20 protein-coding genes are annotated in these 24,637 nt (G+C 67.5%); 7 read left to right on the top strand and 13 right to left on the bottom strand.

The genetic code is table 11. From position 1 onward, the window contains the following. Nucleotides 1-63: 63 nt before the first annotated feature. Nucleotides 64-591, top strand: a complete 528-nt coding sequence (locus ACR81A_RS03100; RefSeq protein WP_440312551.1) for a MarR family winged helix-turn-helix transcriptional regulator — start codon at nt 64-66, stop codon at nt 589-591. Between the two features lies 1 nt (nt 592). Here ACR81A_RS03100 and ACR81A_RS03095 read toward each other — a convergent pair whose 3' ends face one another. Next, on the bottom strand, nt 593-2,104 hold the full coding sequence (locus ACR81A_RS03095) for a phytoene desaturase family protein (protein ID WP_440312550.1): 1,512 nt from the start codon (nt 2,102-2,104) through the stop codon (nt 593-595). A gap of 137 nt (nt 2,105-2,241) precedes the next feature. On the opposite strand from ACR81A_RS03095, the gene ACR81A_RS03090 reads away from it, so the two are divergent. Next, nucleotides 2,242-2,916, top strand: coding sequence for an RNA polymerase sigma factor (locus ACR81A_RS03090; protein WP_440312549.1), 675 nt, complete (start codon nt 2,242-2,244; stop codon nt 2,914-2,916). Here ACR81A_RS03090 and ACR81A_RS03085 read toward each other — a convergent pair. From ACR81A_RS03085 to ACR81A_RS03060, 6 genes are all read right to left on the bottom strand, one after another. Beyond that, the gene (locus tag ACR81A_RS03085) at nt 2,855-3,661 is read right to left on the bottom strand and encodes a hypothetical protein (RefSeq protein WP_440312548.1); all 807 of its coding nucleotides are present in this window, start codon (nt 3,659-3,661) and stop codon (nt 2,855-2,857) included. The genes ACR81A_RS03090 and ACR81A_RS03085 overlap by 62 nt on opposite strands. 4 nt (nt 3,662-3,665) lie before the next feature. Further along, nucleotides 3,666-4,232 carry a hypothetical protein gene (locus tag ACR81A_RS03080; protein WP_440312547.1) on the bottom strand — a complete coding sequence of 189 codons (567 nt, stop codon included), beginning with the start codon at nt 4,230-4,232 and terminating at the stop codon, nt 3,666-3,668. Nucleotides 4,233-4,346: 114 nt separating this feature from the next. Beyond that, nucleotides 4,347-7,406 carry a hypothetical protein gene (locus ACR81A_RS03075; protein WP_440312546.1) on the bottom strand — a complete coding sequence of 1,020 codons (3,060 nt, stop codon included), beginning with the start codon at nt 7,404-7,406 and terminating at the stop codon, nt 4,347-4,349. A 117-nt stretch (nt 7,407-7,523) separates the two neighbouring features. Continuing rightward, on the bottom strand, nt 7,524-10,187 hold the full coding sequence (locus ACR81A_RS03070; protein WP_440312545.1) for a helix-turn-helix transcriptional regulator: 2,664 nt from the start codon (nt 10,185-10,187) through the stop codon (nt 7,524-7,526). A 140-nt stretch (nt 10,188-10,327) separates the two neighbouring features. Further along, nucleotides 10,328-11,494: an HTTM domain-containing protein gene (locus ACR81A_RS03065; protein ID WP_440312544.1), complete on the bottom strand. Its 1,167-nt coding sequence runs from the start codon at nt 11,492-11,494 to the stop codon at nt 10,328-10,330. Nucleotides 11,495-11,502: 8 nt separating this feature from the next. Next, complete coding sequence (locus tag ACR81A_RS03060; RefSeq protein WP_440312543.1) at nt 11,503-12,261, bottom strand: DUF5819 family protein; 759 nt, start codon at nt 12,259-12,261, stop codon at nt 11,503-11,505. 598 nt (nt 12,262-12,859) lie between these two features. Here ACR81A_RS03060 and ACR81A_RS03055 point away from each other — a divergent pair. Next, nucleotides 12,860-13,540, top strand: a complete 681-nt coding sequence (locus ACR81A_RS03055; protein WP_440312542.1) for a hypothetical protein — start codon at nt 12,860-12,862, stop codon at nt 13,538-13,540. Here the strand turns inward: ACR81A_RS03055 and ACR81A_RS03050 are convergent. Beyond that, a complete protein-coding gene (locus ACR81A_RS03050) occupies nt 13,527-15,209 on the bottom strand; it encodes an ABC-F family ATP-binding cassette domain-containing protein (RefSeq protein ID WP_440312541.1) in 1,683 nt (560 codons plus the stop codon). The genes ACR81A_RS03055 and ACR81A_RS03050 overlap by 14 nt on opposite strands. A 284-nt stretch (nt 15,210-15,493) precedes the next feature. On the opposite strand from ACR81A_RS03050, the gene ACR81A_RS03045 reads away from it, so the two are divergent. Further along, the gene (locus ACR81A_RS03045; RefSeq protein WP_202383235.1) at nt 15,494-16,432 is read left to right on the top strand and encodes an NUDIX domain-containing protein; all 939 of its coding nucleotides are present in this window, start codon (nt 15,494-15,496) and stop codon (nt 16,430-16,432) included. On the opposite strand, the gene ACR81A_RS03040 is transcribed toward ACR81A_RS03045, so the two are convergent. Beyond that, complete coding sequence (locus ACR81A_RS03040; RefSeq protein ID WP_440312540.1) at nt 16,344-17,078, bottom strand: lysoplasmalogenase family protein; 735 nt, start codon at nt 17,076-17,078, stop codon at nt 16,344-16,346. The two genes, ACR81A_RS03045 and ACR81A_RS03040, sit on opposite strands and share 89 nt — an antisense overlap. A gap of 9 nt (nt 17,079-17,087) precedes the next feature. Continuing rightward, complete coding sequence (gene rraA, locus ACR81A_RS03035; RefSeq protein ID WP_202383234.1) at nt 17,088-17,558, bottom strand: ribonuclease E activity regulator RraA; 471 nt, start codon at nt 17,556-17,558, stop codon at nt 17,088-17,090. Nucleotides 17,559-17,757: 199 nt separating this feature from the next. On the opposite strand from rraA, the gene ACR81A_RS03030 reads away from it, so the two are divergent. The 3 genes from ACR81A_RS03030 (at nt 17,758) to ACR81A_RS03020 (ending at nt 20,933) form a co-directional block, all read left to right on the top strand. Further along, nucleotides 17,758-18,468: a TetR/AcrR family transcriptional regulator gene (locus ACR81A_RS03030; RefSeq protein ID WP_440312539.1), complete on the top strand. Its 711-nt coding sequence runs from the start codon at nt 17,758-17,760 to the stop codon at nt 18,466-18,468. Between the two features lie 165 nt (nt 18,469-18,633). Further along, nucleotides 18,634-20,181 (top strand): MFS transporter, encoded by a 1,548-nt coding sequence (locus ACR81A_RS03025; protein ID WP_440312538.1) that lies wholly within the window; start codon nt 18,634-18,636, stop codon nt 20,179-20,181. A 275-nt stretch (nt 20,182-20,456) separates the two neighbouring features. Beyond that, nucleotides 20,457-20,933: a DUF4190 domain-containing protein gene (locus ACR81A_RS03020; protein ID WP_440312537.1), complete on the top strand. Its 477-nt coding sequence runs from the start codon at nt 20,457-20,459 to the stop codon at nt 20,931-20,933. 72 nt (nt 20,934-21,005) lie between these two features. Here the strand turns inward: ACR81A_RS03020 and ACR81A_RS03015 are convergent, their stop codons facing one another. The 3 genes from ACR81A_RS03015 to der form a co-directional block, all read right to left on the bottom strand. Then, nucleotides 21,006-22,106: a hypothetical protein gene (locus ACR81A_RS03015; RefSeq protein WP_440312536.1), complete on the bottom strand. Its 1,101-nt coding sequence runs from the start codon at nt 22,104-22,106 to the stop codon at nt 21,006-21,008. A gap of 5 nt (nt 22,107-22,111) precedes the next feature. Further along, nucleotides 22,112-23,062 (bottom strand): DUF817 domain-containing protein, encoded by a 951-nt coding sequence (locus ACR81A_RS03010; RefSeq protein ID WP_440312535.1) that lies wholly within the window; start codon nt 23,060-23,062, stop codon nt 22,112-22,114. A gap of 142 nt (nt 23,063-23,204) precedes the next feature. Further along, nucleotides 23,205-24,620, bottom strand: a complete 1,416-nt coding sequence (gene der / locus ACR81A_RS03005; RefSeq protein ID WP_237462960.1) for a ribosome biogenesis GTPase Der — start codon at nt 24,618-24,620, stop codon at nt 23,205-23,207. Nucleotides 24,621-24,637 lie beyond the last annotated feature (17 nt).

Genomic DNA, 24,637 nt, shown 5'->3' with positions numbered 1-24,637 from the left:
AGCTTTAACTAAATAATAGACGCACTTTAGTTGTAGCTGCAAGTAATGTGCGAGAATTGCTGCATGACCTCTCAGCTGACGCACCCGGAGCGCGTGGCCGTCGCGCGCCTGCACGCGCTGCTCGAGCTCCTCCCCACCGCGCTCGACCAGCGCCTTGCAGACGCTGGCGTTACCTCGTTCGAGCACACGGTGCTCGAAACGCTCGCCGAGAGCCCAGAGCAGCGCGCACGCCTTAGCGCTGTTGCCCGCCGCACCAACGCCACGCTCCCCCGCCTCTCCCGGGTCGCGTCGGCGCTTGAGCGCCGTGGGCTCATTGCGCGGGCCGCGTGCGAGCTCGACGGCCGCGCAACCAACGCCGTGCTCACCGCGCAGGGCGTTGAGACCCTCGCCCGATCCCGCGAGGCCTACGCCGCCGCGGTACGCGAGCTGATCCTGCCTGGGCTCGCGCGCCTGCCAGGCGACGGAGTCGCGCAGCTCGCCGATACGAGTTACGCGATCCTTACGAGCCTGGACCCGACTGCAGAAGCGCAGGCCGCGCCGACGCCGAACTCAGCGCCGGCCTGCGCAGCAGATCCCACGCGCGCTGCGTAGCCTACCCGGTGCCAAGGCCCAGGTCGGGGGCAGCCAAGCCGTAGTCGTGGCGAAGCGCGGAACGCGCGGCGTACCACCCCGAGAGTCCATGCACCCCGGGCCCCGGCGGCGTTGATGATGAGCAGAGATATACCCCGTCCAACGGCGTACGCCACGGATCCCGTGACACAACGGGGCGGGCAAACAACTGCGTGAGCGACACTCGCCCAGCGCTGAAGTCACCCCCGTGGTAGTTCCGGTTGTAGCGCGCGAGCTCCGCTGCAGTCGTCACGCGCACCGCGCGGATCCGATCGCGAAAGCCGGGCGCGAAACGTTCGATTTGCGCGGTCACGCGATCCCCCACATTTAGAGAAGACCCGGCGGGCACGTGCGTGTAGCTCCAGACCGCGTGCTCGCCGCCCGGGTTCCGCGCGGGGTCCCACGTCGTCGGCTGCGCGAGCAGCACATACGGGCGCTCCGGATGCCGCCCCCGTGCGACGGCGAGCTCCGCCGCGGCTCCCTCCGCCCGGCTCCCGCCCAGATGCACCGTCGGCGAATCGTGCACGCGGGGATCGCGCCAAGGCACAGGGCCGTCAAGCACGAAGTCCACCTTGGTTGCCGCGTCCCCATAGCGAAACTGTCGGAGCGCGCGGCGATACCGTGGCGGCAGACGTGAACCCGCGAGTTCGGCCAGGCCGCGAGCCGAGGTGTCGAGAATCACGACGCCAAAGCGGTCGAGTTCTTCGATCCGCTCTACCGCGTGGCCGGTCTCGATTCGGCCGCCATGCGCGATGAGATCAGCGGCGAGCGCATCGGTGATCGCGCGGGATCCGCCGATCGGTACCGGCCACCCACGGAGGTGTCCAAGGGCGCCGAGCACCACGCCGACGGCGGAGGTGGCGAGGTTCGGCATCCGACCGATGCTGTGCGCCGCAACGCCAGAAATAAGTGCCGGGGCCGCCGCCTCGCGGAACCGCAGGTTCCACGCTGGGGTCCCCTGCTCCAGCGTGCGGAGCCCCGTCGTCGCAGCAGCGATCAGGTCCGCGGGCCAGCGCAGCATCGACCCGCCCAGCGCGAAGTCCACCACACCTTCGTGTCGCCTGAGGAGTGGGGCATAGAAGCGGGCGTATGCGTCGCCGTCGCGTCCCAGCTCCGCGGCTGTGCGGTCGATATCCCGGTAGGCCACCGCCGCGCGACCACTCCGCCACGCGGAGCCGGCGCTGGCATCGAGCGGATTCGCATACGAGGCGTCGGGCACAGCAAAGGAGACACGGCGCTCAAGTTCGAAGGCCCGGAAGAATCCCGTGGCAAGTGCCAGCGGGTGGATCGCTGAGCAGACGTCGTGCAGCACTCCCGCGCTCACGAGCTCTGCCGTGCGCGTGCCACCCCCGATTGTTTCCGCGGCTTCGAACACCGTGACCGGCACACCCGCGCGGGCCAGCGTCACCGCCGCCGCGAGTCCGTTCGGCCCCGCGCCTACCACCGCGGCCGGGGCGTCGCGGTGTCGTCGCTCGGCACGATTCCGTGCGCTCAAGATCCGTCTCCCCGCGCGCACCGAGCTTGCCCTCCCCCGCACCCAAGCGGGCTCCTTGTCCACCGAATCATGCGGAAACCTCTCTGACTTTTCCTGCGGTCCTCTGTGTCCACGTCATGGCGAATGAGCATGGGGCTGTGGTTATCCTGACGCAAACTTTGGAAGCACCCCACGCCCGCGATACACGTGGCGCCGTGGGCGATCGGGCGCTGCTGTCCGCGGCCCGGAGCGGCTCGACCTCCGCCTGGGCAGAGCTCTGGAGCCGCCACTACCTGGCCGCGATCCGCACCGCCCGGCAGTATGTGCTGCATCATGAAGCAGAGGATCTGGTGTCGCACGCGTTCCTCCGAATCCACAGCGTCCTCGTCGCCGGCGGGGGCCCGGAGGAGAGCCTGCGCCCGTACCTGCTGACAACGGTGCGCAACACTGCGCACGAGCTGTTCCGCCGCCGCAGAGAGTACCCGTGCGAGTCCGTCGAGGAGACCGCTGTGTCCGTGACTCTCCCCGCGCCGCCCGCTGATCGGGAGACCTTTGACGACGTAGCTCGCGCATTCTCCGCACTCCCGTCGCGCTGGCAAGACGCGCTCTGGCTCCGAGAAGTCCAGCAGAGCAAGCTCTCCGAAGTCGCCCATGAACTTGGTCTCAATGCCAACTCGGCCGCAGCCTTGTGCTTCCGCGCCCGAGAGGGACTTCGTCGCGCCTGGCACGAGTTGCAGTCAGGGAGCGAGCTCAGCGATCCCCAGCTCGATCTCACTGTTCAGCGGGCAACGAGAGCCGCACCGACGCAACCTCAGCGGCGTCTGGGCGCGTGATCTGAGGGGCGTGAGGAAGCGCGCTCAACGTCACACGGCTGGTCACCTGTTCCCCCAGGTCCGCTTCGACGCGGTCGATCCATGGAGTTTCCGCGTCCAGAGCGAAGCGCTGCTCTTGGCCCGCGACGGTGACTGCGAGCATGCCTGCGTGTTCTCCGGTCATCACGCGTTGCGGAGAAGCGGCCTCGCGACTGGATTCCAGTGCCTGAAGGAAGCTCGTCAGATCGGCAAACGCGACGATGCGCTTCGCATCCACGCCAGTGAAGACAAGATACTTCCCCCCGATTCGCGAGATCGTCTCTGCGTCGGCGCCGTAGGACGCCCAGTACGCGTCAGGGCCGCGCACCCACAGAGTGTCTCCGAGCTGCACCAGCTCGAGCGCAAACGCGCCTACGAGGAAGGTTCCCCGCCACGATAGAAGGTCCCCGGAGACCTCGGCGCTGCCGGTAATTGCGGAGGATCCGGATTCGGTCACGTCGAACGCCACGTCCAGCCCCGGCTGCTCGCGGATTGAGCTTCGCGCAGCCACGAACGCCGTGTTCTCCTCCGCAGTGAGTGGCTCCAGGCGATCAACCGTTGGCGCTTCCGATGCTCCCGGCTCCGCATTCGTGGCGGACGGAGCGCGGTCGACGGGCGTGGACTGCACCTCCGCTGAGCACCCGATCGTTCCAACGCCGATGCCAATCATCAGCGCCAGCGCAGCACGTGTTCCGCGCGCGCTGGCGCGGTGGTTTCGCTGGGGCATGCGCTCAGTCACCAGTCGCGAGTAGGCTCTGCAGGTCGACACCGCAGCGCGCCGCAAGTTCTTCAGCGTGCGCGTCCGCGGCGCTCTGGAACGCGATCGAGAGTTCCCCGAGCGCGGTCAGCACCTCAGCATTTCCCAGCGTTCCGCCGTATGCGGCGAGGGCGTCCTCCGCTGAAGTCGCTGCGTTCGCAATGCTGCTCCAAGATTCGGCTTCATCCGGGAACTCAGAGACGGCGCTCAACTGGGCAAAGAGCCCTGATGTCTGAGCGAGTCGCTCGTCGAGGGTGTCCCCCACCGACTGCGGGGAGAGCTGGGCGGTGAGCGTGTTAATCCGTTCAAGCTCGACCAATGCGCTGCAATCATCACTAAGCGATTCGGTGTCGACCGCAGCGAGCTCTGCAAGGAGCTCCTCTTGCGGCGGATAGGTCTTGCCCGCAATCGTCTCAGGGGTTTCGCTCGGTACTGGATCCGGATCGACCGTCGCGGTCGTCTCGTTGGCGCACCCGCTGAGTAGCAGCGCTCCAGCGCACAGCACGGTCAACACTGTCTGCTTCGCTCGTGTCCTGAGCATGTTTCTCCTCTTCGGGTTGTCCCCCGCCCCGAACTGCGGGAAGTCGTTGTTGGTCCGAGCCCGGGGGTGTCGCACCGTGCGAGACGATGCGACACCCCCGAACCGGATCATGGGTTACTTCGCAGCGTCCGCGTTCCGGCGGCGGACCGCGGAGAAGCCGACGGCTGAAGCGCCCAGCAGGAGCGCGATGCCCGCACCGACGATCGGCAGCGTCATGTCGCTGCCGGTCGTGGCGAGCGCGCCCGTGGTGTTGCCCTTGGTCGAGCCGTTTGCGGAGCCCTGGTCCTTCGCCGAAGCGCTGGCCTGAGCTGCAGCCGACGTGTCGCCCGTGGCGGCGTTGTCGCCCTTGGCCGACTTGTCACCCTTGGCCGACTTGTCGCCCTCGGTGCTCTTGTCACCCTCAGTCGACTTATCGCCCTCAGTGCTCTTATCGCCCTCAGTCGACTTATCGCCCTCAGTCGACTTATCGCCCTCAGTGCTCTTGTCACCCTCGGTGCTCTTGTCACCCTCGGTGGACTTGTCACCCTCGGTGCTCTTGTCACCCTCGGTGGACTTGTCACCCTCGGTGCTCTTGTCACCCTCGGTGGACTTGTCACCCTCGGTGCTCTTGTCACCCTCGGTGGACTTGTCACCCTCGGTGCTCTTGTCACCCTCGGTGCTCTTATCGCCCTCGGTCGACTTGTCGCCCTCAGTGCTGTTGTCGCCCTCGGTCGACTTGTCGCCCTCAGTGCTGTTGTCGCCCTCGGTGCTCTTGTCACCCTCGGTGGCCTTATCGGCGTCCGCAGCAGCATCTGCCGCAGCATCAGCCGAGGCATCCGTGGAAGCGTTCGCCTCAGCAGCAGCCTTCGCCGCAGCCGACGCATTGCCCTCAGCAGCAGCCGAAGCCTCAGCAGCAGCATTCGCCGAAGCCGCAGCAGCGGTCTGCGCCGAACCCTGAGCGTCCGCCGAAGCCGACTCCGATGCCTGAGCCTTCGCAGCCGTCGACGCCGCAGCCTGCGCCGTCACATCAGCAGCAGCCGAAGCCGTGTCGTTGCCGTTCGCATCAGCAGCCGCAACCGCAGCACCCTGCGCCGCAGCGTTCGCCTTCGTGTCAGCCTGCGCCGACGCCGAAGCCGAAGCCGCCGCATTCACGTCACCAGCCGTAGCCGTGTCACCCTCGGTCGACTTATCGCCCTCGGTGCTCTTGTCACCCTCGGTGCTCTTATCGCCTTCGGTCGACTTGTCACCCTCGGTGCTCTTATCGCCCTCGGTCGACTTATCGCCCTCGGTGCTCTTGTCGCCCTCGGTGCTCTTATCGCCCTCGGTGCTCTTGTCGCCCTCGGTGCTCTTGTCGCCCTCGGTGCTCTTATCGCCCTCGGTGCTCTTGTCGCCCTCGGTGCTCTTATCGCCCTCGGTGCTCTTATCGCCTTCGGTCGACTTGTCACCCTCGGTGCTCTTGTCGCCCTCGGTGCTCTTGTCGCCCTCGGTGCTCTTGTCGCCCTCGGTGCTCTTGTCGCCCTCGGTCGACTTGTCACCCTCGGTGCTCTTGTCACCCTCGGTCGACTTGTCGCCCTCAGTGCTGTTGTCGCCCTCGGTGCTCTTGTCACCCTCGGTGGCCTTATCGGCGTCCGCAGCAGCATCTGCCGCAGCATCAGCCGAGGCATCCGTGGAAGCGTTCGCCTCAGCAGCAGCCTTCGCCGCAGCCGACGCATTGCCCTCAGCAGCAGCCGAAGCCTCAGCAGCAGCATTCGCCGAAGCCGCAGCAGCGGTCTGCGCCGAACCCTGAGCGTCCGCCGAAGCCGACTCCGATGCCTGAGCCTTCGCAGCCGTCGACGCCGCAGCCTGCGCCGTCACATCAGCAGCAGCCGAAGCCGTGTCGTTGCCGTTCGCATCAGCAGCCGCAACCGCAGCACCCTGCGCCGCAGCGTTCGCCTTCGTGTCAGCCTGCGCCGACGCCGAAGCCGAAGCCGCCGCATTCACGTTCGACTCGGGTTCGGGCGTGCAAGAGATGCCGCCGGCCTGAATGTTTGCCGCAACGTCCGTCTTCATCATGCCGAACTCAAGGTTGCCAAGTGCACCGATGACGGGAAGCTTCAGCAGCGTCACGTCCATGCCGAGGCCGTTCATCGTACCCGAGGCATGCGTGCCGTCCTGGGCCTCCTGCTTGTTGGTGATGCCCTCGTACGAGATCTCACCGGTGAGGATCGCGGTAAGCGCCTTCGGGAGGATCTTGTCGAGCTCGAGGCTCATCCCCGGGTGCAGGCTCACGCTGGCTGCGCCACCGATGACAGAAACGGTCATGTCGGGCAGCTCGCTCACGACGAGCTGCGCGCCACCGGTCTGGCCGTTGACGCGTGCCGTCACCTCCGGCCACTGGTCCACGTTCTGGCCGGCACCCCAGGACACGCGAAGCGTCTCGCCGAGCACCTTAGCCTCACCGAACTGCCAGCGCGAGGTCGCCTCGACCGCGGTACCGTCGATGCATGCGTCGTCGGGAACGAGGTTCACGCTTCCCTCGGTCTTGCCGAGAGCCGCTCCGGCGAGCGGCAGCATCGGCTGGAGGATCGACGGCAAGAGCGGGATCTGGGTGACGATCTGCGCCTCGGCGGTCGTCTGGTCGACCTTCGCCAGCACGCCGGAACCAGCTCCCACCACCGGAGCCCACGAGCTCATCGCACTCCCGGTGAGCGCGTTGAGAGAGGCCAGCGGCTGGAGGTTGATCTTGCCGAAGTTCTGGTCCTTCTGGCCGCCCTCCGTGTTCGTGCGCGAGAACGACTCAGCCTTGACCGGCTGCACCGGAATCCCCAGCGCGCCCACCCCGACCGGGGTCGCCCGAGCATAGGAACGCGCATCCGGGTCGTTCAGGATGCTGCTCGGAATACCGAAGTTGAAAGCACCGAGCTGGCCGTAGTGCGCGAGGCCCTGGCTGTCGGCGACGGAAATCGACTCGGCGATGTTCGCGCGCGCGTTCAGCAGCGAGCCGAGCAGGCCACCACCCACGTCGGCCGCTGCGAATGCGCCATAGGCGCGGACGTGACCACTGAAGTCGCCCTCGAGCGGGGCGGCCTGAGCGGCACCGCCGCTGAACAGGCTCGCCGCAACCACTGACGCGGCAAGCCCGGCAGCAGCAACACGGCGGCCGGCAACCGGCGGCGTTCCCGTGTCGGGGCGTTTCGCCCAAAATACTGAACCCATGCTGTTCCATTCATTCGTGTCGAAGGGACTTCGAACGAAGTCCCGCGGGTGAAGGACGCGGTGAGCGCGAGGCGCACCGCATCCCTCACTGAGAGAGACGGAACAGCAGCGGATCCATTACGCGGGCGGAGCAAAATCTTCGGATCGGTGTTCCTGCGCACTTGGCGGGACCGGATCGCCGCCCGGGTTCGCGCCACGCTTGTCGAGCAGCACCGGGACGAGCCCCCGAAGCTCGTCTCGGTGTTCCACTCCAGCTTTCCGGAGGATCCGGTTGAGGTGGCTCTCGACGGTACGCACACTGAGACCGAGTTTGAGCGCAATCTCCGGGTTACTGTGACCACGGACGATCTTGCCCATGATCTGCACCTCGCGCGGGGTCAACTCGAGGTACTTCTGCGAGAAGCGGCGTTCGTCGACAAACTCATCGGCGCCGCTATTCCAACTGTCGAGGTGGACCCGGAGCTTCGCCGTGAGTTCGCTGTCGGCCGCCTCAAGCGCCAGCTCGAACGCACGCCGGATTGCCCGTCGCCCGTTCCCGTCTTCTCCTCGGCGGAGCATCGCTTCGCCGATCGTGGCGAGTTCATAGCGATCGTCGTCGCGGAGGGCGCAGGCGAGTGAGAATTGTATCCGCAGCAACGGACTGTCAACGTCCTCAAGCCAGAGCGCGACCTGTTGGAACCAAGCCTCGCGTGGTTCGACTTCCACGGCGGCGAGCCCCTGAAGCACGGCAGACAGTCTGAGCCCCTGCGCCCAGCACTGCTCCGCCGATGCCCAGAGCCCGCTCCCGCTCAGCGGCTCACCGTGTGCCGCGCGCAGCTGGGCGTCGAGCAGCGCGCGGCTGAACCCGATCCGCTCGCGCGCCAAGTAGCTCACGCGGAGAGCTCGGGCTGCAACGCCCTCACCCTGCACGACACGCCCCATACGTACAAGTGCCAGCGCGATGAGGTTGAGTGAGTCAGCGTGCGCCTGCGCGTGATACGTGCGCAGCCCTCCAAAGACGCTGATGGAGTCGAGAAGTTCCGGAAGCTCACGGTACCGTCCACGCATTGTGAGCACGAGAATCAGCACAAAGTAGGCATTGTGCAGCGCGTCAAGGTTCAGGCTATTCCGCGCGAGCTCGATCGTCCGTCGAGCGTGAACCTCGGCCGCACGCAGTTCGCCCTCGAAGCAGAGCAGCAGCGCTTCAGTGACGAGTTGTTCGCCACTCTCAGACGTGGTGACCCGCGCAACCTTCTCGCCAAGCACGCGCGCGTGCCGGATGTGCCCGAACCATACTTCGGTGAGGAACCGCTTGTTGAGTAACGTCTTCGTTTGAGCAAGTGGCGCGAACTCGGAAGTCTCGGTGTGCAGGTCAACCTCTGTGATCACGCCGCCGCACTCGAGCGCGGTGATGAGACGCACAAATTGCGTGCCAGGTCCGCTCAGCCCTCGCGTCTCAGAGGTTTCCTCGGCGGTGACCGCGGCGAGCGGTTCCCCGCGCAATTGACGCATGCGGATCCGCGCATAGGCGAGCACCGCGGCGAAGAAGTTTTGCGGGTCGCTCGGTGCCGGTGCCTCCAGCAAGCGTGCAAGCGCGATCTCATTTCCAGGGAGCTTCACCAGCGCTTTCAAAAGCAACACCGCGTTCTCCGGCGAGGGATCTGCATGCCAGAGTGCGGAGCGCTGCGAGACTTGCCGGTGCACATGCTCACTCAGCACGCGCACGAATGTCGCGTCCGGTTCTTGAGCGAGGTTGCCCGCGCGCGACACGCGCTGGCCTGGCTCACCGGGTGCAGGCTCGTCACGCAGCTGGAAGGGCTGCCAGAGTTGCGCGCTCGCACCGTCAATCGCGCTGCGGCGAGCGCTGAAACTGTCGATGAGGATGGGAGGTGACACTGACACGCTCTCCACCCCAGCGAGGAAGTATCGGGCGACACTCCCCGATTCGATCAACCGCTGAAGCGCGTCGCGTCCCACGAGCTCTTCAGCGGCGGGGAGTTCCCAACGTTCCTCAGCGCTCAGCTGTTCGAGGGCGTCCCGTTCGCCGCCGTCGAGCGCCGCAATGACCCCGTCGACAACCCCGTCAAGCGCCGGGTTCCAGAACGGTTCTGCCAGGTGCCAGATCCCATCGATCTTGATGATCCGGTCGGTGAGGATCAACACTTCAAGCACCCCAAATACCAGCGACGGCACGCCCCCGGAGTAGACGAAGAGGCTGCTCACCGAACTGTGGTCAACCGCCCCCTGCAGCTTCTTCTCGATGGCGAGCAGCATCTCAGAGAAGGTGAGCGGTTGGAGCTCAATCACGAAGCTTCCACGGCCAGAGGATCCGCCGAGCCCTGAAGGGGTGCGCTTTTTCCGCCGTGTCGGGCGCCGACCCACGACTACAGACATGTCGACACGGGACTGTGCGGTCTCGATAACACCCCACGAGACCTCGTCGAGGTCGTGCCAGTCGTCCACGAGGAGCGCCAGCGGACCCGTGGCGGCGAGCGCTTTCAGAGTCTGCACCGCAGTGACGATCCCGCCCGGCCGCCCATCTCTCCCGACCCCGATTTCCGCCGCGTGCAGGGCCGCAAGCGAGTGAGGTTTGAGCGAGGGAACCCCACGCACATGCACGACGTTCCACTCTCGATTCTCGAGTTCAGCGGACAACGACCGCAGTGCGGTGCTCAAGCCGAGACCGCGCCCGGCGACGAGGTCGATGTCGTGCCCCAGTTCAAGATTCATCACGAGACGCCGGATCACGGCTGCCCGGGTGTCTTCAACCCCTCCCAGAGGACTGTTCGTGTCTTTCAGCATTTCTACCCTCCCGGTTTCGCCTCGGGCTCCGCGCTACGTACGACGTGTTTGCGCCGCTCGCTGCGGAGGCACCCGCCCGGCGTTGCTGCCGAGGAAGCCCGGCACGAGGTGGCCCCCTCAGCCGTGCTGAGCGCCCCCGCCTACGATCTGCGTTCCCCTGCGCTCCCCCATGCAGCACGCCATCGGCGTTCCAACCCGAGCCAACTCCGGTCGCTGATAAAGATTGCGTCCAGAGCGATCATCCCGAGGGAGAACCAGGGTAGCCCCATGAGGAGCCCGATCGCGGCGTGGAATCCCATGATCACAATGAGTGCGATGACACGCGTGAATCGCCGGAGAAGCATCAGCGGAAAGGCGGTTTGAACGAGCACTGTGCCGATAGTCCCAACTGCGACGGCGGGCCCCCACGCGGTGATGATGTCGCTCAGGACTGGCCAGGTGCCGAATTCCATGGTTTGGAGCGGGGCGTACACCGCGATCCCGCTCTGCCATGGTTCGCCCCCGGCTTTGAACAACCCACCCGCCGCGTAGACGAAGCAGATCTGCACTCCGATCACCACAACGGCAGCGTTGTGTGCCAGTGTCGTCACCCACTCGGGAAGCACCGGCTGGAACCGCCAGAGGCGGCGCACGATACCGCCGGAGGCCCCCGCGAAACGTCGCCGCCGCCGTGCGTCGAACGACCAGCGGTCGGACAGGGCGCTGAAAGCGAGCGCGATGAAGACGATTCGGGTGAGGTTGTCGCTCTGATTCTGCACATAGAGGTTGATGTTCACGAAACCAACCCACAGCAGGAACAGCGGAACCAGGACGAGGCGCGTGCGGTACCCAACGGTGAAGAGCACGGCGCACGCAATCAGGCCGAGCAGTACTAGCGTCACCCCAAACTCGCTCTTCGCTGCCTCACGGATCACCGCGAACGGCCACATCTCGGAGAACCCGCTCGTGGGGTACTGCAGCTGCCCCGTCCAGGCCGCGCCCGGACCCCAGGTATATGCGCGCGTTCCATACTCGCTTAAGGCGCTGCCAAGGAGCGTGATACCCAGGAGGATCCGCACCACTGCGGTGCCGTACTGAGCATGCTTCCGGTCGAGCAGCCAGTCGTCGACGAAATGGATGATGCGGGCCGCAACATCGCAGATCGATCCCCAAATCCCCCCAGCGAAAGCCCCAAGAGCGGCGCAGATCCGACGGAACGCCCCCCGGGGGCGCTCCCTGAGGCTGCGCGGCTCGCGGCGCGGATCCCCGCCTGGCTCACCTGTTGGAACGGTGGCAGCGTCAAGGACGGTATCGACCGCAGGGTGCATAGGATTCCTCACTGTCCGGACCTCCGCAGCGCGTCGCGGAAGGTGTGCGTGAAGGCCGACTCAGACTGGTCCTCGAGTGCGAGGATGCCACGCCACCCGGTCGACACGATCTGCTCGGCGGGCCGCTCAGCATCCGGGTTGTGGCGCTCAGCAAAGGGGATCACGTTCTGTCGACTGACCTGGAACTGGACGTTCACTACCTCGGAGCCCCAGACCGCGTGAGCGACCTGCGCCGCGTACGCGGATGCGTAGCGCTCCTGCGAAATGTATGCCGCGACGATATCGGGATCGTCCCCGAGTTCATCCAGCGCAATCTGCATGCGCCCCAGCCATGCGTCGCCCTTGTAGTAGCCCAGAGCGGCGACCTCCCGCTGCTCGTCAGACAATTCTTCGAACGCGCTCTTGAAGTTGGAGGCAAGCTGCGAGGCAAGGCCTGCGGCTCGCGGCGGGAATAGCTGGTACTGCGCGAGCGACAACTCTGCAGACGTCGCGTCAACCCACTCCGTTTCGACCAGCCCGTCCGGCCCCGGCATGTGCGCGCGTACTTTGAAGAAGTAGTCGCCATTGATCGGAGAGGGGGCGAATACGCTCCAGCTCTGGCCATACCAGGGAAGCATGTAGTTCGAGAGCGCCTTCCCCGGCACAACGGTGCGCAGCTCGCTGGGCGGCGAGATCCACAGGAAGGAAGCGAAGATATGCCACCCCGTGAGGACCACGGTGAGGAGTACCCCCAGCCGCATGGCGAGCGTGTGCTTGCGGTGTGCCACGGTGTTCGTTCTCCTTCAGTTGCATCAGTGGGGCGCGCCCCGGCCGGCGTCTGAGCGGAACGCCCTGGCGCCACGGCGGGATCAGGCTAAGTCGCGCGCCACTCAGCCGCGCACCGAATGCGCGCTTCGCGAGCGTTGCCGCACCACTACCGTGCGTCGCAGAGCGAATCTCCGAGTCCAATCTCGAATTCGCAGTGCTTCGGTGACCATGGCAGCGCCAACTGCCCACCATCGAGCGACACGGGCAGGTGACGTGTGTCTCTTGCCGCCCCGTGCGCTCAGCGAGAGACCGCCTTCAAGATTCGGGGTCCGATGTGCGAAGTAAATGCTGCAAGTGCGACGTCTCTGACACCCGTGTTGTGCCAATCGCCCACTGCGGCCGTGTCATAGCGCACGGAGACCCAGTGTCTGTGCCACGGTTCGTCGGCGCGTTCTTCGCGGAGTTCCTGCACGGGCCTAGGCTGCGAACAGGTGCCGAGCAGGTCCCCATATGAACGCGGATCACGCGAGACACTGGTTCGCCTAGTGAAGATCAAGCAGCTAGCACAGCTGTTACAGTAAAAACCAATTGCTGAATAGCAGATTGACACGAACACCAATGACTCAGCTGACTTACCTCATTTTGACCCTCATCGGGAACCGGACGCCGCGCATGCGCGAGCTCATTCCAATCCTCGACATCGAAGGCCCGTTCGCGCTCGACGAGCCGGACCTCCCGAGCGTGCTGACACACTTAACGTCGCTCCTCAATGAGGGGCTCATCGGATCGGATTCAGACGGCGGGGCGGAGTACCCCGACGCGCAGCACTTGCACGTAACCAACGCGGGCGAGCAGCTTCTCCGTGACTGGATCGACGAACCTTACTCGCCGATCCCCCGCGTGGACGAGGTCTCGTTCTCGCTACGCATACTCGCGGCCGCGACCTTCGCGCCGTACTCCGCGTTGCGGCTCCTCGAGACTGAGATCACCTACCGCAGGTCACAGTTGGAACTCCTCACCGCACTCCCTGCAGACGGCGCGCCCCCGGTTCCAGTCATGCCAGGCAGCCTCGCCGCCTCCGAAGTCGGGGCTGACAGCCCCGGTTTCGCGGCAGTAGCCATGGAGCCGGGCGAGGATGGCACTCTCGCGCCGAGCCAGGCGCTCAGCCGGATCATGCGTTCAAGCCGGGTCACCTCGATCCAGAACTGGGTCGAGGCCCTCACTGAGATGCATCTGCACCTCATCCACGGCAGCTCGCAGTCGCTCCTCCAAGGCGCGCAGGCAGCTACCGCTCCGTAACGCGGCCCGCCTCGACGTGCCAGCGGCGGTCGAGGCGCACGGTCTCGAGCATGCGGCGATCGTGGGTCACAAGCAGCAGCGCGCCCTCGTACGTCTCGAGCGCCTGCTCCAGCTGCTCAATGGCGGGCAGGTCGAGGTGGTTCGTCGGCTCGTCGAGCACGAGCACGTTCACTCCCCGCGCCTGCAATAGGGCGAGTCCCGCGCGCGTGCGCTCCCCCGGCGACAGCTCGCCACACGGGCGCAGCACGTGGTCGGCTTTGAGCCCGAACTTGGCGAGCAGCGTGCGCACCTCGGCCGAGGCCATCTCTGGCACAAGCGCTTCAAACGCGTCGGCCAGCGGCGCACTGCCGTCGAACAGTGAGCGGGCCTGATCCACCTCTCCGATCGCCACGGAAGTGCCGATCGTCGCCGTGCCCGCGTCGGGGGCCTGGCGGCCGAGCAGCAGCCGCAGCAGCGTCGACTTCCCCGCACCGTTCGGCCCGGTGATGCCCACGCGCTCCCCCGCGTTCAGTTGCAATGAGACGGGGCCGAGCGTGAAGTCACCCTGGCGCGCACTCGCCTCGTTGAGCGTTGCAACGACTGCACTCGATCGGGGCGCCGCGCCGATCGTGAACTCGAGGCGCCACTCCTTGCGCGGTTCTTCGACCTCTTCGAGCCGGCGGATGCGGCTCTCCATCTGGCGCACCTTTTGCGCCTGCTTCTCGCTCGACTCGCTCGCGGCACGGCGGCGAATCTTGTCATTATCGGGGGCCTTGCGGAGCGCGTTCCGCGTGCCCTGGCTCGACCACTCGCGCTGCGTGCGTGCGCGAGCCACGAGGTCCGCCTTGGTCTCGGCGAACTCGTCGTAAGCGTCGCGCTGATGCTGGCGCACAATCTCGCGCTCCTCGAGGTATGCCTCGTAGCCGCCGCCGTAGACGCGGTTCGAATGCTGCGCAAGGTCGAGCTCAAGCACGCGCGTCACGCACCGTGCGAGGAACTCGCGGTCGTGGCTCACAAGGACGGCCCCGCCGCGCAGCCCCTGCACGAACCGCTCGAGCCGCTCCAGCCCATCGAGGTCGAGGTCGTTCGTGGGCTCGTCGAGCAGCACGATGTCGAAGCGCGACAGCAGCAGCGCAGCAAGCCCCACTCGGGCAGCCTGCCCGCCGGAGAGTGAAGTCATGAGCGACTCGGCGGAGACGCTCGCGGGCCCTGATCCTGCCCCGCCGTCGAGCCCGAGTTCTGCGAGCACGCCGGGCAGACGGTCGTCGAGGTCTGCCGCACCGCTCGCGAGCCAGCGCTCGAGCGCCGCGGAGTACACATCAGCGGGGTCGGCGCCATCCGGCCCCGCTGCGTCGGGGTCGCCAAGCGCCGCCGCCGCGGCGTCCATCTCGAGCGTGGCCTGCGCGCAGCCGGTGCGGCGGGCGACGTAGGCGGCCACCGTCTCCCCCGGCACACGCTCGTGCTCCTGCGGCAGCCAGCCCACAAACGCGTCGAGCGGCGCGAGGTGCACGGTGCCCTCCTGGGGCGCGAGCTCGCCCGCGAGAATGCGCAGCAGGGTCGATTTCCCCGCACCGTTCACCCCGACGACGCCGACCACGTCACCCGGCGCCACGGTGAGGTCGAGGTTTTCAAACAGGGTGCGGTGGGCGTAGCCACCCGCGATGCCCTGCGCCACAAGAGTTGCCGTCATAGAGACCAGCCTATTCAGCCCCGGCGCCCCGCCCGCGCCGTCTGCCACGTCAACTCCCACGTCCGTCCATTCCCGGGAGGGTAGTTTGGCCAACGAAAGGGCAGCCTGCGGCGCGAGATAGCCTGCCCCCGCGCGGCGAACCTGCCCTGCGGGGAGTGGGCGGCAAGAAAAGGGAGCGGGACAGAGAGAGTCGGCGCCAGGGAGGCCGCCCTCGCACATCCCGGTGCGCCGGCGTTTCGGATGAGTCCGGGCGGGCACGCAGCTCGCGCGACTACGCTGGAGGCATGAGCGACCTCCGAGATTCTGGCGATGCGTGGGTCACTGCCGAGGACGGCGGCCGCTACTGGGGCCGCTACGGCGCAGCCGGTCTGCTCGCCTTCGACCGGGCGCGCGGCGCGATCCTCATGCAGCACCGCGTCACGTGGAGCGACCACGGCGACACCTGGGGCATCCCGGGCGGTGCACGGCACTCCGACGAGACACCCATCGAGGCGGCGCTCCGCGAGTCGCAGGAGGAGGCGGGCGTGCCGGATCACTCGATGATCCCGCGCTTCACGCACGTACTCGACCGCGGCGGCTGGAGCTACACGACCCTCATCGCGGACGTTGCCACTCCGTTCGAGCCCGAGATTACCGACCCCGAGAGCCACGCCCTCGAGTGGGTGCCGGTCGCCGAGGTCGAGAAGCTCACGCTGCACCCCGCATTCGCGAGCAGCTGGGCGCTACTCAAACCGCTCGTGGGCGGCATCCCAACGGTCATCGTTGACGCGGCGAACGTGGTGGGCGCCGTGCCCGACGGCTGGTGGAAGGACCGTCGCGGGGCCGCCGTTCGGCTACGCGATCGCCTCGACGCCTTCGTCGCGAACGGAAACGGCATTCGCGCCGGTTTCCTCGACCTCCCCGACACCCGAGTCGCGGGCCTCGCCCAGGCGTTTCCCGAGTGGGTGATGGTCACGGAGGGCATCTCGCGCGGGATCGGCGATGGCGCCCACGTGCGCGTCGTCGATGCGCCGGAGGTCGGTGACGACGCGATCGTCGCTGAGGTGGATCGCGCCGCCGAGCAGGGTGCCATCGTGACCGTCGTTACGAGCGATGCCGAGCTGAAGGTGCGCGTGCGCGTTGCTGGCGCGGCGACTACGCGGGGCGCGAAGAAGCTGCTGCGGGTGCTCCCGGAACTCCCGGAGCAGCCATCGACCCCGCCGCCCGCCGCCGCAGCGCCGTAACAATTCCGGCGGCGATGAGCCCCTGTCCGAGCGTGTAGGTGAGCATCACCATGCCACTCGTCCAGTCGGGCATCACCTCGGGCAGGAAGATGCGGAACGACAGGATCGCGTCGGAGACGAGGAACCACGCGCCGCCCCACGCGATCACGGGGCCGCAGCGCGACGCCATTGCCGCCGTGCCCGCGAGGAGCAGGCCGTACACAATGACGGGCACGGTGAGCGCACCCGTGTGCGGCACGAGGAGCGCGATCATCACAACGTAGGCGAGCGCATACACGAGCGCCCAGGCCGGCACCCGCCGCACGGCCACCCCGCGGGCGCGCCACATGAGCAGCACGTACCCCACGTGGGCGAGACCGAAGCAGGCCAGCATCATCGGCAGCTCGCTCTCGAACATGGGGAAGAACGTCGCCGAGCCATCGCCGAGCCACGAGAAGAAGATCGACGCGACGAGCAGCACAATGACACCGCGCGGCCACGGCCGGATTCCCGCAGACGCCCACAGCACGCCGAGCGCGAGCGCCGGCATGAGCAGCAGCTTCGTTGGCGCATCGATGGGATGCTCGAGGAATCGAGCCGTCACGTGCACAATGGACGCCACGATGTAGGGAACGAAGGGCAACGCCGCCCGCAGTCGAGTGTTCACACGGCGACCTTAACGCTCGACGAGGATCCCGTCTTCGTCGCACCACACCTGCGCGCCGGGCCGGAAGGTGACGCCGGCGATCTCCACGGGCACATCCTGCTCGCCCGCGCCCGTCTTGGTGGACTTTGCGGGGTTCGAGCCGAGCGCCTTCACGCCGAACGGCAGCGTGCCAATCGCCACACGGTCGCGGATCGCGCCGTTGACGATGAGGCCAGACCAGCCATTGTCGACCGCGAGGCCGGCGATCACATCGCCCACGAGTGCGGTGGCGAGCGATCCCCCGCCGTCGATCACGAGCACGGCACCTTCGCCGGGCGTCGAGAGAATCTGCTTGAGCAGTGCGTTGTCCTGGAAGCAGCGGACCGTGCGCACCGCGCCGGTGAAGCCGCTCATGCCGCCGATGTTCTGGAACTGCAGCGCAACCGACTGCAGCTCCTCACCGCGCTCGTCGTACAGGTCTGCCGTACTGATCTGAGCCATTGTGCGTTTCCTCCTTGGGGCCGGGCTACCGAGCGGTGGCCGGGCACCGTCCACGCTATCGGCATCGACCGACAAACGGGGCGAGATCCCACGAAACTGTCATCTTGCGAAAAGTGCACCCGGTAATGTACAAAAGTACATGTACAGAAGTACATCACCGGGTGGCCTCGCGCCACCCGCCGGGGATTGGAAGGACACCGTGACGAGCACGCACGCGCAGTCAAGCGATCCCACTCCCGTGAGCACCGGCTCCGCCCCGGCCACCACCCCGCGCCGTCGCGACCCCGAGGGCCGGCGCCGCGCCATCCTCGACGCGGCCACCGCGCTCGTGGCAGAGCGAGGCGTCGCCGCGCTCACTCATCGGGCGATCGCCGCACGCGCGGAGGTCCCCCTCGGCTCGACCACCCAGCACTTTGCCTCGATCGACGAGCTCCGGGAGGCGGCCCTCCAGCAGCTTGCCAACGAGATCGACAAGGCGCTCGAATCGATCGAGCCGTTCGTGTCCGATATGGCGCAAGACCCGAGCCGTGCGGTCACCGAAATCCTCGCGTTCCTCGGCGATCGTCGCGCCGTGCAGGCAGAAATCGCGCTGATCACCAGCGGCACCACCGATCCGCGGCTGCGCGCACTCGCGACCCGCTGGAACGACCGCCTGATCGAAATGCTCACCGAGCACATCGGCCGCGCCGCTGCGCTTGCGCTCTCGGTCTACCTCGACGGGGCAACCGTGCACGCGAGCCTCCGCGACGAGCCGCTCACCCGCGACGACCTCACCCGCGCGTTCCTCGCGCTCTCCCAGCTCCCTGAAGTTCCGAGCTTCCCGACGGAGTCGGCGGCCCCCACGGCCGCAGCTCCCGCCCCCGAAGCCGTTCCCGAGCTTCGACGAACTTCGGGCCCCGCGCACTCCTAGGCGCTGGGCGTTCACACACCCGAACGCACCCAGCACCGCGCGGCGGCCCCACCCCAGGATCCCTCGGTAGCCGCGCCCTCACTGAGCCGCTGCCCCCGCACTTCGCGGCTTCCTGCGCGCCAACCCTGGCGCGCATCACATCTCTCGCCCAGAAAGGCACCACACATGTCCACCCTCCCCGCACCCCAGGCACCCCCGCAGCAGTTCAGCCGCGGCCGTCGCTGGGCTGCCCTCGCGGTCCTCACGGCCAGCCTGCTCGTGATCACCATGGACATGACGATCTTGAACATTGCTCTGCCCGAGATGTCGGCCGAGCTGCATCCGAGCTCTGACCAGCAGCTCTGGATCATCGACGTTTACTCCCTTGTCCTCGCGGGCCTGCTCGTGTCGTTCGCCGCGATCGCCGATCGCTGGGGCCGGAAGCGCATGTTGCTGCTCGGCTACGCCATCTTCGGCGGCGCATCGCTGCTCATCCTCTTCGCGAACAGCGCCGAGGGCGTGATCGGCATCCGCGCGCTGCTCGGCGTCGGCGGCGCCATGATCATGCCGATCACGCTGTCGCTCATTCGTGTCATCTTCACGAACCCGAAGGAGCGCGCCACCGCACTGTCCATCTGGGCCGCCGTGTCGAGCCTCGGCGCTGCCGTCGGCCCGCTCATCGGCGGCGTGCTGCTCGAGCACTTCTCCTGGCACGCGGCGTTCCTCATCAACGTGCCGCTCATGCTCGCCGGCGTGATCGCGGGCATCCTGATCCTGCCCGAGTCGCGTGTTGCGCACCCCGGCCGCTGGGACGCGCTCGCGGCGGCGCTCTCGCTCGTGGGCATGACGCTGCTCGTGTGGGCGATCAAGACCTTCGGCAAGGAGGCGAGCTTCCTCGTGCCCGAGGCGCTTATCGCGTTCACCGCGGGCGCCGCGCTGCTCGTCTGGTTTGTCGTGCGCTGCATCCGGAGCGATACGCCGCTGCTTGAGCTGAAGCTGTTCCGCAACCGCGAGTTCTCGGCGGGCATTCTCGCCGCGCTCGGCTCCACCTTCGCCATGATCGCCGCGCTGCTGCTCATCGCACAGTGGATGCAGCTCGTCGACGGCGCGTCCCCAGTCGAGGCTGGCATCCGCCTCTTCCCGATCGCCATCGCCGGCGCGATCGCGTCGCTTGCGGCTCCCCCGCTGGCACGGGTCATCGGCGCGCGCACCGTCCTCGCGGGCGGCATCGCGTTCGCGGGCGTCGGCATGATGCTCGTCGGCATTCAGCCGGGCACGCTCTCGACTACCACGGTGATCGTCGCACTCGCGCTCGTCGGCGCGGGCAGCGGCTCGCTGGCCATCGGCTCGGCCATGATCATGCACGGCTCCCCCGAGGAGAAGGCGGGCAGCGCTGGCGCGATCGAGGAGACTTCGTACGAGCTGGGCGCGGTGCTCGGTGTCGCGATCCTGGGCAGCATCTCCGCACTGCTCTACCGCGCGGAGTTCCTGAAGTCGGGCGCACTCGCGGGCGTGGATCCCGAGCTGGGTGCGCAGGCGCAGGAGTCGCTCGGTGCCGCGGTGTCGATCGCTGAGGAGCTGCGCCTGCCCGATCTCGCGCACGAGGCCGGGGTGGCATTCACGCACTCGCTGCAAACCACGGGAATCGCGGGCGGCATCATCATGTTCGCGGTGGCTGTGGCGGTGTTCCTCCTCGCCCCGAAGGGCACGGACCTCTCTGAGGTCTCCCACTAGCCGCGTCCCCGCCTCCCCCGCCTCCCGGCGAATCGGGGTCACTTCGGCAGGGTGTCGTCTCGCTGCACCGCGCGACACCCTGCCGAAGTGACCCCGAACCGTTGGGGCGAGCGGGTCAGGGGAACCCTGAGGGGGTACAGCAGGCAGGGCAGTACCGGGGTATGAGGCGCTCGGCACCGCGGGAGGACGCGCCGCACCCGGGTGCCGGCATACCTTTGAAGCATCAGGACGGGCCGACACCAGAATCACCCGCCGACGCTCGAAAGGAGAGCACCATGAACACCACCGCGATCCTCCCCGGCACCGCTCCCATCACAAACGATGCTGCCTCCGCCCAGGCCTTCGCTATGCAGGGCGAGCAGGTTCCCGGCCAGGCACCGCAGGGCACCCCCGGCGCACAGTGGGAGGCGGGCGCGCAGTACGGACAGTACGGCTTCGACGGCTCGCAGGGCACACCCGCGCAGGGTCCGCAGCCGGTCCCCGCTGCCCCGAGCGAGAACAGCCGCGTCTTCGCGATCGTCGGCTTCGTGCTCGGTATCGCCTCGATCGTGAGCAGCTGGACGTTCATCGCTCCCATCGCCGGCCTTATCCTCAGCATCCTCGCGCTGCGCCGCGGCACCACCGAGCGCACGCTGGCGCTCTGGGGTGTGTGGCTGAACAGCATCATGCTGGCGTTCACCGCGATCGGCATTCTGATCGGTGCGGTCGCGCTCGGCGCCGGGCTCCTCGCCCTGCCGTTCGCGTGGCTCTAGCCTGAGCCTCGCCCGCACAGCATGCAGCTCAGCGGGCAGCGAGTGTGAGGCCCCCGGGATTTCCCGGGGGCCTCAGACGTGTGCGGAGGCTGCTGGCGCGGCGTCTCGGATAAAGCGCAGCACGGGGTGAGGTCGGGCCGGCGTTGGCTGGACGCGAGCGCGGCCCGGTGTGCGAGGCGAGACCTCCGCGAGCCCTGCTTTGGCGAGCTCCGCCCGTACCCGGCGCGAGAGCGGGGGCAGCGCCGCGCTCAGTCCGGGTCGCGGCCGCGCGATGCCCACGAGCAACGAAGTGTGACGCTCCCCCGAACGAAGTTCGAGTCGGGCACCGTCGCCCGTTGCGCACCAGACGAACTCATCAAGTTCACGAAACGCGAACGAAGTGCGCTCCACCGTGTTGGCACTGGCACTGGCACTGGCACTGGCACTGGAACTGGCAAAATCTTCTCCGCGCCACGCGCCCGGTCGCGCCGCGACCCACAGCGTCACGCGGGAGCCCGCAAACTCCACACGGCACTGGCGCGTGCGTGCGCGCAGGGCTGCGCGGGCAGCGAGCACGATCGGCAGCGCGATCCCGATCCCGAGCGCCAGCAACACGAGCTTCGGCGGCCACCACCAGATCTTCGGCGACCCCAGCGCGAACACCGCCCACAGCGCGAGCCCGATCAGCACACCGACCAGCGCGACCACCCAGCCGTACGCGCGGCGCGTCATGGGCACCGCGGTGACCCACGCTTCGGTGCCCGACGAGGTGCGGGCCTCCCACTCGGGCGCCGGGCGATCCCGCGGGTCGCGGTTCGGAATCGCCGCCACCGCCCGCGAGAGGAGCAACAACCACACCACAGCGGTGAAGCTCACCACGACCATGCCGACAACCGGCAAGAAGGCAAGCACTGGCTGCGGCGCCCAGCTGCGCTGCCAGGGCATGATCTCCGTCAGACGCGGCACGATGAACATTCCCACGAGGCCGAGCAGCGCCGCGAGGAGGATGTGCAGCAGAAGATCCGCCCGCGCAGACAGGCCTCGGCGAAACGCACCGAGCACCACGTAGCCGAGGAAGAACCCGGCGACGAGCGCGCAGACCATCGGCCCGAACGCGGTCCCGTCACCAAGCAGCGCCCACAGCACCGCGACCGCACCCGTGATCAGCGCCCAGCCACCGGCCGAGCTGAACACCCGCCTCACGCCGCGGGACCCGGGCTCTGCGCAGCGTCTCGCTCGGGCTCGATGTCCGGATCCGGATCAGCTTCGCCATCGGGAGCGGGATCCACGTCGCGCGGCGGGTACACCCACGTGACCATGACGACCGAGATGATCATAAGCAGGAACCAGGCGATCAGCTTCTGCGGCGAGACGAGCTCCCAGCCGCCCTCCTGATGCGGGTACAGCCACGCCCCACCCCACGTCGCGATATTCTCAGCCAACCAGATGAACACGGCAACGCCGAAGAACACGAGCAGGAGGGGCGCGCGCAGCGTCACCCGGTACACGCGGAAGTGCATGGTCGTGCGCCACCAGAGCACCACCACGGCGACGAGCAGCACCCACCGCAAATCGACGATGAAGTGGTGCGAAAAGAAGTTCACGTAGATCGCGGCCGCAACAATCGTGGTGAGCCACACCCGCGGATAGTTGGTGAAGCGCAGCCGGTGCAGCCGGTACACGCGCACCATGTAGGAGCCGACGGCCGCGTACATGAAACCGCTGAAGAGCGGCACGGCGCCAATGTGCAGCACGCCCGCGGCTTCGTACGACCACGACCCCACATCGGTTTTGAAGAGCTCCATCGCCGTGCCCGTGATGTGGAAGAGGATGATCACCCACAGCTCGCGCCCGGTCTCGAGCTTGAACACGAGCATGCCGATCTGGATGAGGATCGCCGCGATCGTGAGGGCGTCGTTGCGCGCCAGCGCGGCGTCGTCCGGGTACCAGAGCCGTGCCGCGACGATGACGGCGAGCAGCAGCGCACCGAACACGCACGCCCACGCCTGCTTCATCACGAACACCGCGCACTCGACGAGCACGGCCCGGGCCCCGCGCGCGGGTGCCCCCTCGAGCAGCCGGTTCGCCGCCCGATCGATGGCCCGCTCAAGCGGTGTCAGGCCGCGTTCGGCACCGGATTCTTCGTGCATCCGTTTAGCGTAGGGCAGCGCGGCTGGGATTTTCGCGCGGGATCGCGGCCGTGGCAGTCCCCGAAAACGCCGCAGCGCCCCTCCCGTGGGAGGGGCGCTGCTGTTCGCTGAATTCCTTGCGCGAGGCAAGAACCCGGCGTCGTTACACGCGCTGACGCTTCTCGCGGATGCGCATGTTCAGCACGATGGGGCTGCCCTCGAAGTTGTACGTCTCGCGCAGGCGGCGCTGGATGAAGCGGCGGTAGCCGGGATCCAGGAAGCCCGAGGTGAAGAGCACGAACGTGGGCGGCCGGTTCTGCACCTGCGTGCCGAACAGGATCTTCGGCTGCTTGCCGCCGCGCAGCGGGTGCGGGTGCTCCTGCACCAGCTCCGCGATGAACGCGTTGAACTTCGCCGTGGGAATACGGGTGTCCCACGACTCGAGCGCGGTCTCCAGAGCGGGGACGAGCTTCTCGAGGTGGCGGCCCGTGCGCGCGGAGATGTTGACTCGGGGTGCCCAGTCGACGTGGCTGAGATCCTGCTCGATCTCGCGCTCCAGGTAGCGGCGGCGGTCGTCGTCGAGCATGTCCCACTTGTTGAAGGCCAGCACGAGCGCGCGGCCCGACTCGAGAACGAGGTCGATGATGCGCAGATCCTGGTCGCTGATCTCCTGCGTGACGTCGATGAGCACGACGGCCACCTCGGCCTTTTCGAGCGCGGCGGCGGTGCGGAGCGTTGCGTAGAAGTCGGCGCCCTTCTGCAGGTGCACGCGGCGGCGGATGCCTGCCGTGTCGACGAAGGTCCACACGCGGCCCGCAAGCTCGACCTGCTCGTCCACGGGATCACGCGTGGTGCCGGCGATGTCAGACACGACGGCGCGCTCTTCGCCCGCAGCCTTGTTCAGGAGGCTCGACTTGCCCACGTTCGGGCGGCCGAGCAGCGCGACGCGGCGGGGGCCGGCGAGCTTCGGCTGCGCCACGGCAGACTCGTCGGGCAGCGAGGCGATGACCTTATCGAGCAGGTCGGCGACGCCGCGACCGTGGAGGGCCGACACCGCGTGCGGCTCGCCGAGGCCGAGCGACCACAGCTGGGCTGCCTCGGGCTCCTGCACCATGTCGTCCACCTTGTTGGCGACGAGGAAGACGGGCTTGTTGGTGCGGCGCAACAGCTGCACGACGCGCTCGTCGGTCGCAGTGGGGCCCACGCGCGAGTCGACGACGAACATGACGGCGTCGCACAGCTCGATGGCCACCTCGGCCTGCAGCGCGACGGAGGCGTCGAGGCCCTTCGCATCGGGCTCCCACCCGCCCGTGTCGACGAGCGTGAAGCGCTTGCCCGTCCACTCGGCGGGGTAGCTCACGCGGTCGCGGGTGACGCCGGGGAGGTCCTCGACGACGGCCTCGCGGCGGCCCAGGATGCGGTTGACGAGTGCGGACTTGCCCACGTTCGGGCGGCCCACGATCGCGACGACGGGCAGCGCCTCGGCGGCGGGCTCGGCGAAGCCGAGGAACTCGCCGTCCTCGTTGACGAGCACCATGTCGTCGTCTTCGAGGTCGAAGCCGTCGAGGTTCGAGCGCATGGCGCGCAGGCGCTCCT

Origin of the sequence: Leucobacter chromiireducens (assembly GCF_051993095.1) — a bacterium.
Lineage (GTDB): Bacteria > Actinomycetota > Actinomycetes > Actinomycetales > Microbacteriaceae > Leucobacter > Leucobacter chromiireducens.
The sequence above is the reverse complement of the archived record's forward strand: the minus strand, read 5'-3'. Positions and strand labels throughout refer to the sequence as shown.